General features: G+C 65.9%; 14 protein-coding genes and 1 pseudogene. 7 read left to right on the plus strand and 8 right to left on the minus strand.

Going from position 1 to position 13060, the window contains the following annotated elements; genetic code table 11:
• The first annotated feature begins 51 nt into the window (after window positions 1-51).
• The gene (locus tag EPN59_RS17575; RefSeq protein ID WP_293046523.1) at window positions 52-549 is read left to right on the plus strand and encodes a dihydrofolate reductase; all 498 of its coding nucleotides are present in this window, start codon (window positions 52-54) and stop codon (window positions 547-549) included.
• A gap of 112 nt (window positions 550-661) precedes the next feature.
• Here the strand turns inward: EPN59_RS17575 and pmbA are convergent, their stop codons facing one another.
• A complete protein-coding gene (gene pmbA, locus EPN59_RS17580; RefSeq protein WP_293039047.1) occupies window positions 662-2032 on the minus strand; it encodes a metalloprotease PmbA in 1371 nt (456 codons plus the stop codon).
• 310 nt (window positions 2033-2342) lie between these two features.
• On the opposite strand from pmbA, the gene yjgA reads away from it, so the two are divergent.
• Together yjgA and mog are read left to right on the plus strand one after the other, a co-directional pair.
• Window positions 2343-2948 (plus strand): ribosome biogenesis factor YjgA, encoded by a 606-nt coding sequence (gene yjgA / locus EPN59_RS17585; protein WP_293039050.1) that lies wholly within the window; start codon window positions 2343-2345, stop codon window positions 2946-2948.
• Window positions 2935-3558 carry a molybdopterin adenylyltransferase gene (gene mog / locus EPN59_RS17590; RefSeq protein ID WP_293039053.1) on the plus strand — a complete coding sequence of 208 codons (624 nt, stop codon included), beginning with the start codon at window positions 2935-2937 and terminating at the stop codon, window positions 3556-3558. Before yjgA ends, mog begins: the two co-directional genes overlap by 14 nt.
• A gap of 81 nt (window positions 3559-3639) precedes the next feature.
• Here mog and orn read toward each other — a convergent pair whose 3' ends face one another.
• Window positions 3640-4281, minus strand: coding sequence for an oligoribonuclease (gene orn / locus EPN59_RS17595; RefSeq protein ID WP_293039056.1), 642 nt, complete (start codon window positions 4279-4281; stop codon window positions 3640-3642).
• A 120-nt stretch (window positions 4282-4401) separates the two neighbouring features.
• On the opposite strand from orn, the gene EPN59_RS17600 reads away from it, so the two are divergent.
• Genes EPN59_RS17600 through EPN59_RS17610 form a run of 3 tightly spaced genes read left to right on the plus strand, consistent with a single transcriptional unit; the run spans window position 4402 to window position 6969 of the window.
• A complete protein-coding gene (locus tag EPN59_RS17600) occupies window positions 4402-5664 on the plus strand; it encodes a M48 family metallopeptidase (protein WP_293039059.1) in 1263 nt (420 codons plus the stop codon).
• A complete protein-coding gene (rsgA, locus tag EPN59_RS17605; protein WP_293039061.1) occupies window positions 5661-6632 on the plus strand; it encodes a ribosome small subunit-dependent GTPase A in 972 nt (323 codons plus the stop codon). Before EPN59_RS17600 ends, rsgA begins: the two co-directional genes overlap by 4 nt.
• 13 nt (window positions 6633-6645) lie before the next feature.
• Window positions 6646-6969, plus strand: coding sequence for a DUF2007 domain-containing protein (locus EPN59_RS17610; RefSeq protein ID WP_293039063.1), 324 nt, complete (start codon window positions 6646-6648; stop codon window positions 6967-6969).
• A gap of 94 nt (window positions 6970-7063) precedes the next feature.
• Here the strand turns inward: EPN59_RS17610 and EPN59_RS17615 are convergent, their stop codons facing one another.
• The 6 genes and pseudogenes from EPN59_RS17615 to rpsP form a co-directional block, all read right to left on the minus strand.
• The gene (locus EPN59_RS17615; protein WP_293046526.1) at window positions 7064-8002 is read right to left on the minus strand and encodes a CobD/CbiB family protein; all 939 of its coding nucleotides are present in this window, start codon (window positions 8000-8002) and stop codon (window positions 7064-7066) included.
• Window positions 8003-8137: 135 nt separating this feature from the next.
• Complete coding sequence (locus EPN59_RS17620) at window positions 8138-8827, minus strand: CoA pyrophosphatase (RefSeq protein WP_293034521.1); 690 nt, start codon at window positions 8825-8827, stop codon at window positions 8138-8140.
• Window positions 8828-8995: 168 nt separating this feature from the next.
• Window positions 8996-9391, minus strand: a complete 396-nt coding sequence (rplS, locus tag EPN59_RS17625; protein ID WP_027795316.1) for a 50S ribosomal protein L19 — start codon at window positions 9389-9391, stop codon at window positions 8996-8998.
• Window positions 9392-9540: 149 nt separating this feature from the next.
• Window positions 9541-10308 (minus strand): tRNA (guanosine(37)-N1)-methyltransferase TrmD, encoded by a 768-nt coding sequence (trmD, locus tag EPN59_RS17630; RefSeq protein ID WP_293034522.1) that lies wholly within the window; start codon window positions 10306-10308, stop codon window positions 9541-9543.
• Window positions 10309-10378: 70 nt separating this feature from the next.
• Window positions 10379-11014 (minus strand): annotated as a pseudogene (rimM, locus tag EPN59_RS17635) (ribosome maturation factor RimM); the annotation flags it as partial.
• Between the two features lie 277 nt (window positions 11015-11291).
• A complete protein-coding gene (gene rpsP / locus EPN59_RS17640; RefSeq protein ID WP_293034524.1) occupies window positions 11292-11546 on the minus strand; it encodes a 30S ribosomal protein S16 in 255 nt (84 codons plus the stop codon).
• A 363-nt stretch (window positions 11547-11909) separates the two neighbouring features.
• Between rpsP and EPN59_RS17645 the strand changes: the two genes are divergently transcribed.
• Entirely contained in the window at window positions 11910-13001 is a 1092-nt protein-coding gene (locus EPN59_RS17645; protein WP_293034527.1) for a PQQ-dependent sugar dehydrogenase, read from the plus strand.
• The last annotated feature ends 59 nt before the right edge of the window (window positions 13002-13060 follow it).

Here is a 13060-nt window from a genome sequence, read left to right on the forward strand (position 1 = left end):
GCGGCGCTCGGGTAAAATCGGGGCGATGTTCCCAACCCTCTGCTCCATTCGATGACAACCCTCACGGTAATCGTCGCGCGCGCCCGCAACGGCGTGATCGGCCGCGACAACGAACTGCCCTGGCGGCTGCCCGAAGACCTCGCCTTCTTCAAACGGACCACGATGGGCGCGCCCATCGTCATGGGCCGCAAGACGCACGAATCGATCGGCCGCGCGCTGCCCGGACGGCGCAACATCGTCGTCACGCGCGACGGCTCGAAGCGCTTTCCCGGCTGCGACACGGTCACGAGCCTCGAAGCGGCGCTCGCGCTCGCGGCGCAGGACGAGGCGCCCGAGGCCTTTCTGATCGGCGGCGCGCAGCTTTACGCAGACGGGCTCGCGCTGGCCCACAAGCTCGTGGTCACCGAAATCGCCGCCGATTTCAAGGGCGATGCGAGTTTCCCGGCACCTGATCCCGCGCTGTGGCGCGAAACGTCGCGCGAGACGCTGCACGCCAATCCGCCCAACGACTTCGACTTCGCGTTCGTGACTTACGAGCGCCGCGACTGAAGCACGCCTCGTAAGCACACGCGACGCAAAAACAAAAACGGCACGCTAATGAAAGCGTGCCGTTTGCGTTGATTCAGGCCAAATTCAGGCCAAATTCAGGCCGATAGCCGCGTTACTGCCCCGCGACCGTCATCCGCTCGATCAGCACCGAACCGGTCTGCCGGGTGCCGCGCGCGAGCGTATCCGCGCCCACGGCGACGATATGGTGGAACATCTCCTGCAGCGTCGAGGCCACAGTGATCTCTTCGACGGGATACTGGATCTTGCCGTTCTCGACCCAGAAGCCCGACGCGCCGCGCGAATAGTCGCCCGTCACGAAGTTCACGCCCTGCCCCATGAGTTCCGTGAGCAGCAGACCGGTGCCGAGCTTCCTGAGCATTGCTTCGAAGTCGTCGCCGGGCTCGGTGAGCGAGCTCTTCAACTGCAGGTTGTGCGAGCCGCCCGCGTTGCCGGTGGTCTGCATGCCGAGCTTGCGCGCCGAATACGACGACAGGAAATAGCCCTGCACGATGCCGTCCTTCACGACTTCGCGGCGATGCGTGCGCACGCCCTCTTCGTCGAACGGTGCGCTGCCCGCTGCGCGCGCCACGTGCGGATCCTCGACGATCTGGATATGCGGCGCGAACACCTGCGTGCCGAGGCTGTCGACGAGGAACGACGTCTTGCGATAGAGCGCGCCGCCGCTCGTCGCCTGCACGAATGCGCCGAGCAGCCCGGCCGCGAGCGGCGCCTCGAACAGCACCGGCACCTTGCGCGTATCGAGGCCGCGCGCGTTCAGGCGCGACAGCGCGCGCTCGGCGGCGTAGCGGCCGACCGCTTCAGGCGAAGCCAGTTCGCTTGCGCTGCGCCGCGACGTGTACCAGTCGTCGCGCTGCATCTGGCGGCCTTCGCCCGCGATCGGCGCGCACGACACGTAGTGGCGCGAATAGGGGTAGCCGTGCAGGAAGCCGCCCGTCGTGCCGAGCACGAACTGCGAGTGCTGCGCGGAAACGCTCGCGCCTTCCGAGTTCTTCACGCGAGGATCCGTGGCGAACGCGGCGTCTTCGGCGCGGCGTGCGATCTCGACGGCTTCCTCCGCCGAAAGATTCCACGGGTGATAGAGATCGAGATCGCGCGGCGAGGTTTCGAGCAGATCGCGCTCGGCGAGACCCGCGCAGTCGTCGTCGGCGGTGAAGCGCGCGATGTTGTACGCGGCGGCGACCGTGTCCTTGAGCGCCTGCGGCGAGAAGTCCGAGGTGCTCGCATTGCCGCGCTTGTTGCCGATATAGACGGTCACGCCGACCATCTTGTCGCGGTTGTGCTCGATGGTCTCGACTTCACCGCGCCGCACGGAGACGGACAGCCCGTCGCCTTCGGAGATTTCCGTCGCCGCGTCGCTCGCACCGAGCGCCTTCGCGTGACGAAGGATGTCCGACGCGATCTCCTTCAGTTCGTCCTGGGTGTGCGGGAAAAAGCGCTGCCGGGCTTCGATGTCTGCTGCCATTGTCGTTACTGTCCGGTTCTGGGCCCATGAATGACCGGGGCCCGCTGGTGTGGTGTGTCGGATGATTCGGCGCCCTTGGCGCATCCCGGGATCATAGCAAGGTATCCGGTTCTCCACCGCAGTCGGGCAGCGGCGAAAACGCGCCGCGGCTTCGGGGCGCGGCGCGTTGCGCGATCGTTCCGGGCTGCGCGCGGCAGTATCGAGCGGCATCGGGCGGCATCGGGCGGCGAAATCGAGCGGCGAAATCGGGCGGTCGCGTGCGGGGCTTGCGCGCGCGGCCGGGCCGTCCCGGCACGCTACAATACCGCCCATGAAACGCAAAACCCGCATTCAACCGATGAACGACGCCGCCGCCGAGGTCGACGACAACGGCTACGACCGCCCGAGCAAGTCGCAGATCAAGCGCGAGATGGAAGCGCTCCAGGAACTGGGCGCGGCGCTCGTCGAGCTGCCGAAAGACGCCCTCAAGCGCATGCCGATGACCGAAGATCTCGCGGACGCCGTCCACGAGGCGCGCCGCATTACCGATCACGAAGGCAAGCGCCGCCAGCTCCAGTACGTGGGCCGCATGATGCGCGGCCTGACCGAAGCCGAAACGGCTGCGCTGCGCACCGCGCTCGACGAGCACCGCGGCGTGAACAAGGCCGCCACGGCGCGCCTGCACTGGATCGAGCGCACGCGCGAGAAACTGCTCGCCGACGACGCCGCGCTCACCGACTTCATCCGCCAGCATCCCGTCGCCGATCCGCAGGAGGGCCGCACGCTGATCCGCAACGTGCGCCGCGAGCAGCAGCAAGGCCGCCCGCCGAAGTACTTCCGCGAACTGTTCCAGTGGATCAAGACGGCGAGCGGCGCGGCGGAAGGCGACGAGGAAGACCACGACGCACAAGAGGAAGCCGGCGATGACGAAGCCTGAGCGCAACCATCCGGACGAACTGGTGATCGGCCTCGTATCGGTCAGCGACCGCGCGAGCGCGGGCGTCTACGAGGACAAGGGCATTCCGTCGCTGATGGAATGGCTCGGCGCGGTGCTGAAGTCGCCCTGGCGAGCCGAAACGCGTCTGATCCAGGACGACGCCGCAACGATCTCTGCAACGCTCGCGGCGCTCGTGGACGGCCTGGGCTGCGACCTCGTCCTGACGACGGGCGGCACCGGCCCGGCGCGCCGCGACGTGACGCCCGAGGCGACGCTCGCGGTCGCGACGAAGGAAATGCCGGGATTCGGCGAGCAGATGCGCCAGATCAGCCTGAATTTCGTGCCGACGGCGATCCTGTCACGCCAGGTGGCCGTGATCCGCGAAACCGAAGACCACGCGGCGCTGATCATCAACCTGCCGGGTCAGCCGAAGTCGATCAAGGAAACGCTGGAAGGTCTGCGCGACGAAACCGGCGCGGTGAAAGTGCCGGGCATCTTCGCGGCGGTGCCGTACTGCATCGACCTGATCGGCGGCCCGTATATCGAAACCGATCCGAACGTCGTCGCGGCGTTCCGCCCGAAGAGCGCGCAGCGCGCCCCGCGCGCGTAACTTGCCCTGCGTACAAAACGGGCGTGCGGTACGTGAATGACGCTCGACTGCCGTGCGCCGGGCGAGCCCGGCGCGGCGCGCTCACTTCGCTGCGCCGCCCGCCGGTACGCCTTCCGGGGCCACGCCTGACGCAGCCGGCACGAGGAAATGCTCACGGTAGTACTTGAGTTCGTCGATCGACTCGTGAATGTCGGCGAGCGCCGTATGCATCGCACGCTTCTGGAAGCCCTTGTAGATCGCGGGCTGCCAGCGGCGGCACAGCTCCTTGAGTGTGCTCACGTCGAGATTGCGGTAGTGGAAGAAACGTTCGAGCGTCGGCATCCAGCGCGCCATGAAGCGGCGATCCTGACAGATCGAGTTGCCGCACATCGGCGACTTGCCCGGCGGCACGTATTGCGACAGGAACGCGAGAATCTGCTCGGTAGCGCTCTCCTCGGTCACCGTCGAGGCGCGCACGCGCTCGATCAGGCCCGAGCGGCCGTGCGTATTGCGGTTCCACTCGTCCATGCGGTCGAGATCGGCCGGAGTCTGATGGATCGCCAGCACCGGGCCTTCCACCACCTTGTCGAGCGTCGAATTCGTCACCACCACCGCAATTTCGATGATCCGGTCGTTGTCGGGATCGAGTCCCGTCATCTCCATGTCGAGCCAGATCAGGTTCATGTCGGTGCGTTCGATGAGTGTTGCCTGGCCGTTCGACGTGGCGGAATTTGTATCTGTCATGATTTGCAACCCGGATCGGTGAGGACGCGGCTGCGCGCTGTCGACGCGCGGAATGCGTGGCGCAGCCGGCTAGAACATATAATTGTCGCATAGATACCACGGATCCCCCGGATGCCCAATATGTCTCCTGCGCTGGTCTTTAGTGCCCTCTTCGTGATCGCGGTCGTTGCCATGGTCGCGACCAAACTCTGGCTCGCTTCGCGCCAGGTGCGCTTCGTCGCCGCACATCGCGGCGCGGTGCCTGTGCAGTTCTCGGCCACGATCCCGCTCTCCGCCCATCAGCGCGCCGCCGATTACACGATCACGCGCACGCGGCTCGGCGTGCTCGAAATCCTGCTCTCCGCCGTGGTGCTGATCGTGCTGACGCTGCTCGGCGGCGTGCAGGCGCTCGATCTCGGCATTTCGGGCTGGCTCGGCCGCAGCTATGCCGGGCAGATGGCGCTCGTCGCGGCGGTGCTCGCCGTCAGCGGCATCGTGGAACTGCCGCTCGACTATTACCGGCAGTTCGTGATCGAAGAGCGCTTCGGCTTTAACCGCATGACGAAGCGCATGTTCTTCGTCGACCGCATCAAGGGTCTCCTGATCGGCGCGGTCTTCGGCATTCCGCTTCTGTTCGTCGTGCTGTGGCTCATGCAGCAGGCGGGCAGCCTCTGGTGGCTGTGGACGTGGGCCGTCTGGGTCGCGTTCCAGATGCTCGTGCTCGTGCTCTATCCGAGCTTGATAGCGCCGCTCTTCAACAAGTTCGAACCGCTCAAGGACGAAGCACTGCGCGCGCGCATCGAAGCGCTGATGCAGCGCTGCGGCTTCGCCGCCAAGGGTCTCTTCGTGATGGACGGCAGCCGCCGTTCGGCGCACGGCAACGCCTACTTCACGGGCTTCGGCGCGGCCAAGCGCATCGTGTTCTTCGACACGCTGCTCGACCGCCTGTCCGGCAGCGAAATCGAGGCCGTGCTCGCGCACGAACTCGGCCACTTCAAGCGCCGCCACGTCGTCAAGCGCATGGCCGTGACGTTTGCGATCAGCCTCGGGCTGCTCGCGCTGCTCGGGTGGCTGTCGCAGCGCGTGTGGTTCTACGAAGGGCTTGGCGTGCGGCCGTCGCTGCTCGGCGGCAACGAAGGGCTTGCGCTCGTGCTGTTCTTCCTCGCCGTGCCGGTGTTCCTGTTCTTCGTGACGCCGCTCGGCAGCCTCAGCTCGCGCAAGCACGAATTCGAAGCCGATGCCTTCGCCGCGACGCAGATCGACGCCCAGCACCTCGTCAACGCGCTCGTGAAGCTGTACGAGGACAACGCATCGACGCTGACGCCCGATCCCGTCTACACCGCGTTCTACTACTCGCACCCGCCCGCCTCGCAGCGGATCGACCGGCTGCTCGCACACGCATGAACCGGCGCGTCTCGAAGGGCAGCGCAGGCAGCACCGGTAGCACGAAAGGCGCGGCCGACGGCACGCTGCACGGGCTCGTGATCGCCGCGCACGGCCGCCACTATCTCGTCGCGCCCGAAGACGGCGGCGCGCCGCTCCAGTGCTTCCCGCGCGGCAAAAAGAGCGAGGTGGCCGTGGGCGACCGCGTCGAGTACCAGTCGACCTCGGCCGACCAGGGCGTAATCGTCGCGATCGGCGCGCGGCGCAACCTGCTCTATCGCTCCGACCAGTACAAGTCGAAGCTCTTTGCCGCGAACCTCGACCAGTTGCTGATCGTGCTCGCCACGGAGCCGCACTTCAGCGAGGATCTGCTGGGCCGCGCGCTCGTGGCCGCCGAAGCCAACGACCTCAAGCCGCTGATCGTGCTGAACAAGATCGACGTGGAAGCCGCGCTGCCGCTTGCGCGCGCGCGGCTCGAACGCTATCGGGCGCTCGGCTACACGGTGCTCGAAGTCTCCGTGAAAGGCCGGCCGGAAGCGGCGCGCGCGACGCTCGCCGAGCATCTGCACGGCCACGCGACGATCCTGCTCGGACAGTCGGGCATGGGCAAGTCGACGCTCGTGAACCTGCTGATCCCCGACGCCGAGGCGGCTACGCGCGAGATTTCGACGGCGCTCAACAGCGGCCGTCACACGACGACGTTCACGCGCCTCTACAAGCTGCCGGACGACGGAACGGCTGGCGACGGCGCGCTGATCGATTCGCCGGGGTTCCAGGAGTTCGGCCTCTACCACCTGACCGAAGGCCGGCTCGAGCGCGCATTCCCCGAGTTCAGACCGTTGCTCGCGCACTGCCGCTTCTACAACTGCCATCATCTGCACGAGCCGGGCTGTGCGGTGCTCGAAGCCGTCGAGGACGGCAGCGTCGCGCCGGAGCGCCAGGCGCTCTACGCGCAGCTCATGCACGAGATCAGCCAGATCGTGCGCTGAGCGGACCAATACCATGCTCAAGCTCGTAAGCGCCCCGAACCTGCTGATCGCCCAGCACTGGATGAACATCCTGGAAACGGCGGGCGTGCCGTGCGAGCTGCACAACCGCTACCTGAGCGGCGCGATGGGCGAGATTCCCGCCGAGCAATGCGCGCCGGAAATCTGGCTCGTCGACGAACGCGACGAGACGCTCGCGCTTCGCCTCATCGACGAAGCGAAGAGCGGGCCGCCCGCCGGCGCGCCTTCCTGGCGTTGCCCGCGCTGCGGCGAAACGCTGGAGGCTCAGTTCACGGTCTGCTGGCAGTGCGGGCGGGAGCGCGACGTGCGCGACGAATGACGGCACAGGTTCACAGCGCAGAATCACGGCACATCATGCAAACGGCCCGCTCGAAGCGGGCCGTTTGCATGTAAGCGTCAGAAAGCGCCGAAGCTCAGAACCACATGGCGATCGTGAGCATGAGCAGCAGGATCATCCACAGAATCACGGCGCGCCACACGAGGCCGACAGCCGACTGGAGCGTGCGCGGCGTGCAGTCGTCGCCGACCGTGTACGGACCGCCCTCGCCCGGCGTGGCGAGCTCATCGAGGCTGGACGGCTCGGCAAGCGGCCCCGACAGGCGCGCACCCAGCGCACCGCTGCCCGCCGCGAGCAGCACGCCTTCGTTGGTGTCGGGCCACTGGTTCGCGTGATTGCGCCAGGCGTAGATCGCATCTTCGAAATTACCGACGATCGCAAAGCCGAGCGACGTGAGGCGCGCAGGCACCCAGTCGATCACGAAGAACAGCTGCTGCGCGACCTTCGAGAACGGCTCGCTGCGCTCGCCGGTGGGGCGCGACCACTCGCGCGCGAGATATTCGGCGATGCGGTACAGCACGGCGCCAGCCGGGCCGAACGGCACGAGAAACCAGAAAAACACGCCGAAGACGTGCCGGTGCGACGCCACCACCGCGCGGATCAGCGTGTGGCGCACGATCTCGCTCGCGGGCATGTCGACGGTGTCCATGCCCGTCCACTCCTGCAGCACTTCGCGGGCGTGCGGCAGGTCGTCGTTGTTGAGCGCGAGGTGAATGTCGGTGAAATAGTGGCTGAACTGCCGGAAACCGAGCGTGAGGTACACCACCACCACGTTCCACAGGAACGCCAGCACGAAGCTGATGTGATAGAGCACGTAGTAGACGAGCGCCGTGACGAGCGTCCACGGCAGCACGACGACGAGCCACGCGATCAGACCGTGCTTCGGCTTGCCGGCGTCGAAGCCGTGCGCCGCCCATTCCGCATTGAGGCGCACGAGACCCATGATGGGGTTGTTCGGCGAAAGCGCCCGCATCTGTTCGATGACGAGAGCGAGCAATACGGAGAAGAAGGTCATGCGACGCGCCGTGCGATTCGTGGTTGTAAAGTTGGTTGTAACAATATCACAGGGCCAGATGTGCCTGAGCGGGGGAGGCAAACCTACAACACTACGGCGCACATGCGCTGTGGTGTTTGCGCGCACCGCACTGCGTCAGGCCAGCAGAAAGCGGTAGAAGTTGCGCAGCATGCCCGCCGTCGCACCCCAGATAAAATGCGGCGCGAGTATACCGCCTGCATCCGCGCCGGAATACGGCATGGCGAAGAAACGGCGCTCGCCGCCCGCCCAGCGCAGCAAGCGTACCTGGTGATGCGCGGGATCCATGAGGAAGCTGAGCGGCACTTCGAAGATCTCCGCCACTTCGAGCGCATCGGCGGCGAGACTGAACGGCTCGTGCACGAGGCCGACCACGGGCGTCACGCGAAAACCCGTGCCGGTCAGATAGTCGGGCAGCGCGCCGAGCACTTCGACACGCGCCGGGTCGAGATTCACTTCCTCATGCGCCTCGCGCAGCGCGGCGGCAACCGGGGTGGGATCGGCGGGTTCGAGACTGCCGCCCGGAAAGCTCACCTGGCCGGCATGGTTGCTCAGATGATCGGCGCGCTGCGTGAGCAGCACCGTCACGCCCGATGCGCGCATCGCGAGCGGCATCAGCACCGCAGCCCGGCGCGGATCGCGCACGTCGAACAGCGCGGCTTCCTGCGGCTCGGGATCCCACGGCAGGCTCTGTTCGAAGCGCGCGCGCAATCCCTGTGGCGTGAGCCGATCGGCGGCCACGAGCGGCAGCCTGGCGCCGGTGGATTCGATCGGCAAGCTTTCAGGTTCAAAAACGGGGCGAATCAACGGTTCTCTCGAAATACACGCACTCCAAGTGCGAATGATCCGCACTTCCCTGCCGCTGGCGGCCATTGGCGGCCGTCGGCAAGGTGGCGGAGCGAACTGTCCTGCACGGCAAACATTTTGCGTCGAAAATAAAAAAAGCACCCCGAAGGGTGCTTTTTCTTACAGCTTTTACGCCTGCTCGCCCGGAGCGGCTGCGCGGTCTTTCGACACCAGCTTTTCCTTGATGCGAGCCTTCTTGCCCGACAGGTTGCGCAGGTAGTAGAGCTTCGCACGACGCACGTCGCCGCGACGCTTCACCACGATGCTGGCCAGCAGCGGCGAGTACGTCTGGAACGTACGCTCGACGCCTTCGCCCGACGAGATCTTGCGCACGATGAACGACGAGTTCAGGCCGCGGTTACGCTTCGCGATCACGACGCCTTCGTATGCCTGAACGCGCTTGCGGTTACCTTCAACCACGTTCACGTTGACGATCACCGTATCGCCGGGGGCGAATTCGGGGATGGTCTTCTCGCCCAGCACGCGCTGGATTTCTTCCTGTTCGAGTTTTTCAATCAGGTTCATGGATACACTCCAAAAGCCATCGTGTCGGCGTTCGCACCTGTGCCGGATTCCGGCAGCCACGGCCCCGATAGAGGATGGGTTCACAACTGGCGCCGTTCACGCATGAAGCGGCGCCGCCTATGCGCCTCGCGGCGCGCCCGTCCGAAGCCTTACGCTCCGCCCGGACCTTTCGCGAGACTAGCAAGCCATGCCTCGTCGGCACGGCTGAGCATCTTGTTCTTTCTGGCCCGCGCGATCAGATCGGGCCGCTTGTTCCACGTATTGCGCAGCGCCTCGCGGCGGCGCCACTGCTCGATTTCCGCATGATGGCCGCCGAGCAGCACATCGGGCACGCGCACGCCGTCGTATTCCTCGGGGCGCGTGTAATGCGGACAGTCGAGCAGACCGTCGACAAAGCTGTCCTGCACCGCCGACTGCGCATCGTTGAGCACACCCGGCAACTGCCGTACCACGGCATCCATCAGCGCCATCGCGGGCAATTCGCCGCCCGACAGCACGAAGTCGCCGAGACTCACTTCCTCGTCGACGCAACGGTCGACCAGACGCTGGTCGATCGCTTCGTAACGGCCGCACAGCAGCACGAGACCGGGTTCGGCAGCGAACTCCATCACACGCTCGTGCGTGAGGCGCGCGCCCTGCGGCGACATCAGCAGCACGCGCGGCGCGGGCAAGCCCGCCTGTGCCTGCGCAGCTTTCGCCGCGCCGATCGCCTCTTCCAGCGGCTTCGCCAGCATCACCATGCCGGGGCCGCCGCCGTACGGACGATCGTCGATCGTGCGGTAGTTATCGGTCGTGAAATCGCGCGGATTCCACGTGCGCAGACCATAACGCGCCTGCTTCGCCGCCCGGCTGGTGATGCCCCAGTCGGTCAGCGCGCGGAACATCTCGGGAAAGAGCGTCACGACATCGAACTGCATCGCCCTCTCCAATCAGCGAAATGTGTACAAAGCAGTGAACAAAAGCAACGGCGCGGGCCCGGTTGCGCAATCAGTAATCGGCTTCCCAGTCGACGACGATGCGCTTCGCCGTCAGGTCCACCGTCTTGACATACGCGCCGACAAACGGAATCAGCCGCTCGCCGGTGGCCGGTTTGCCGTCCTTGCCCGTCGACGGATACTCGATGCGCAACACCGAATGCGCACCGTTGTCGATCAGGTCGGCGACCTTGCCGAGTTCGACGCCCGCCTCGTTGGCGACATCAAGACCCATCAGGTCGACCCAGTAATACTCGTCGGCTGCGGGAGCGGGGAATTCGGCGCGGCTCACGTAGATGCGCGAACCGCGCAGCAGCATCGCGGCGTCGCGGTCGGCCACACCGGCCAGTTGCCCGACGACGCTGTCGCCGTGCACTTTCGCGGCAACCCGCGCCGACGACTGCCGCTCGCGGCCCTTGACGAGCCACCAGCGCTTCGCCGAGAGCAACGCGCCGCCGCCCTGCGCGTGCGGCGCGACTTTCACCCAGCCCTTCAGGCCGTAAGCATCGACCACGGCGCCCACTTCGAGCGCGTCCGCCGGAAAGCTCGCCCCGGTTTCAGGGCGAAGACCTTCAGTCACCGCTGCTGCAGCTTTGCCGCTCGCGCCTGCAGCACCTTCGCGCACAGGCTTGCGCACGAACGCACCGAAGGACGGCGCAGCGCGGCGTCCTGCTTCATCGGCTGCGCTCTTGCGCGGCTTTTCGCGCGCGTTGTCAGGTGATTTATCAGCGGCTGGTGCGTCCGCTTTTGCGTCGTCATGCATCGGCGAACCTCACAACCCACTCACTTGGCAAAGCCTGCGGCAACAGCCGCTTTGCTTTAAAACCCGCCCTAAAACCCGCTCTAAAACCACAACACGCACGCGCGGCTCATGCTGCGCGTGCGTGCGTAAAACCAGTCGGCAAAAAGACACGAACGCTGCTTACTTAAGCAGCAACCGTTGCCTTTTGCGATTCCTTCACGAGACGCTCGACGGCCGGCGACAGCTGTGCGCCCACGCCTTGCCAGTACGTCACGCGGTCTTGCGCGATGCGAAGCGTTTCACCCTTGGTCGCGACCGGGTTGTAGAAGCCCACGCGCTCGATGAAACGGCCGTCGCGGCGATTGCGCGAGTCGGTTGCGACGATGTTGTAGAAAGGGCGCTTCTTCGAGCCGCCGCGTGCCAGACGGATGATGACCATACTAGAATCCTTGAAAACCGGGGTTCGGAACCACTGAAACCGGCGATTATATCCCGAAACCGAAGCCATAACAAACACTTAACTGTGAAAACCGAGCGGGAGCGTGCGATGAACGGCAGTCGACCACGGACGGATGGCCACCGCGAGCGGGCTCTCACGGCGCTGCTGCGGCGCGTTGTGCGCTTCGGGCCGGTTGTGCGAGTTGTTGTGCGACGGCGGCGCGATGCCGGAACGCTGCGGGATGATCGTTCCCCGGTTCGCTCCCCGTCTGCTGAACAAGCCGGTCGGGGCCGCGCGGCCCTGCGCAAGACAGAAGACGCCATTCTGACACGCCGCGCGCACGCCGCTGCGCTTTTTCCGGCCCTGGCAGCCCTCCTCGCCCTGACGGCGCCGCTCGCACACGCGGCGCTGCCGATCGAGCGTATCGTGCTGCCGCCGGGCTTTCGCATCGAAGTGCTCACCGACGACGTCCCCACAGCCCGCGAAATGACGCTGTCGCCCAACGGCATCCTCTATGTCGGCAGCCTGGACGGCCACGTCTACGCCCTCGAACTGCGCGACGGCAAGCTCGTGCGGCGTCATGTGATCGCGTCGGAGCTGCCAATGCCGGTCGGCGTGGCATGGCGCGACGGTTCGCTCTATGTTTCCGCCGTTTCGTCGATCCTGCGTCTCGACGCAATCGACACCCATCTCGACGATCCGCCGAAACCCGTCGTCGTGACGAACACCCTGCCTGCAGCGCGCCACCACGGCTGGAAATTCATCGCGTTCGGGCCGGACGGCAAGCTCTACGTGCCGCAAGGCGCGCCGTGCAACGTCTGCCTCCCCGCGAACGATCCGCAGCGTACGCGTTACGCGATGATCGGCCGCATGGATCCGGACGGCAGCCACTACGAGACGATTGCACGCGGCGTACGCAACTCGGTCGGCTTCGCGTGGCATCCGCAGACGCACGAACTGTGGTTCACCGACAACGGCCGCGATCGGATGGGCGACGACATCCCCGACGACAAGCTCAACCGCCTCGCACGCAGCGGGCTCGATTTCGGCTTCCCCTACTGCCACGGCGGCAATATCGCCGATCCCGAGTTCGGGGCGGGTCATCCGTGCAGCGGCTTCACGCCGCCGGTCGCGAAGCTCGGCGCGCACGTGGCGTCGCTCGGCATGCGCTTCTATACCGGCACGATGTTCCCGCCCGATTATCGCGACAGCATCTTCATCGCCGAACACGGCTCGTGGAACCGCAGCAAGAAAGTCGGTTATCGCGTCGTACGGATCACGGCGAACGCCGACGGTACGAACGCACGCGAGCAAGTGTTCGCACAAGGCTGGCTCAACGCCGACGAAAGCGAATGGGGGCGGCCCGCCGACGTACTGCCGCTGCCCGACGGCTCGCTCCTCATCAGCGACGACTACGCGGGCGCGATCTATCGCGTGACCTATACGCAGCCGTAAGCAGACGACAGCAGCACGCCAGGCACGGCCTCGCCGCAGGTTGCGCGCACGGTCACGGG

The sequence above is a fragment of the Paraburkholderia sp. genome (genome assembly GCF_004298475.1).
Classification (GTDB): domain Bacteria; phylum Pseudomonadota; class Gammaproteobacteria; order Burkholderiales; family Burkholderiaceae; genus Paraburkholderia; species Paraburkholderia denitrificans.

Excerpts from the sequence above, each read along its gene's own strand:
- EPN59_RS17575 (WP_293046523.1), top strand. The coding sequence starts at position 52 with ATGACAACCCTCACGGTAATCGTCGCGCGCGCCCGCAACGGCGTGATC.
- pmbA (WP_293039047.1), bottom strand. The coding sequence starts at position 2,032 with ATGGCAGCAGACATCGAAGCCCGGCAGCGCTTTTTCCCGCACACCCAG.
- yjgA (WP_293039050.1), top strand. The coding sequence starts at position 2,343 with ATGAAACGCAAAACCCGCATTCAACCGATGAACGACGCCGCCGCCGAG.
- mog (WP_293039053.1), top strand. The coding sequence starts at position 2,935 with ATGACGAAGCCTGAGCGCAACCATCCGGACGAACTGGTGATCGGCCTC.
- orn (WP_293039056.1), bottom strand. The coding sequence starts at position 4,281 with ATGACAGATACAAATTCCGCCACGTCGAACGGCCAGGCAACACTCATC.
- EPN59_RS17600 (WP_293039059.1), top strand. The coding sequence starts at position 4,402 with ATGTCTCCTGCGCTGGTCTTTAGTGCCCTCTTCGTGATCGCGGTCGTT.
- rsgA (WP_293039061.1), top strand. The coding sequence starts at position 5,661 with ATGAACCGGCGCGTCTCGAAGGGCAGCGCAGGCAGCACCGGTAGCACG.
- EPN59_RS17610 (WP_293039063.1), top strand. The coding sequence starts at position 6,646 with ATGCTCAAGCTCGTAAGCGCCCCGAACCTGCTGATCGCCCAGCACTGG.
- EPN59_RS17615 (WP_293046526.1), bottom strand. The coding sequence starts at position 8,002 with ATGACCTTCTTCTCCGTATTGCTCGCTCTCGTCATCGAACAGATGCGG.
- rplS (WP_027795316.1), bottom strand. The coding sequence starts at position 9,391 with ATGAACCTGATTGAAAAACTCGAACAGGAAGAAATCCAGCGCGTGCTG.
- trmD (WP_293034522.1), bottom strand. The coding sequence starts at position 10,308 with ATGCAGTTCGATGTCGTGACGCTCTTTCCCGAGATGTTCCGCGCGCTG.
- rpsP (WP_293034524.1), bottom strand. The coding sequence starts at position 11,546 with ATGGTCATCATCCGTCTGGCACGCGGCGGCTCGAAGAAGCGCCCTTTC.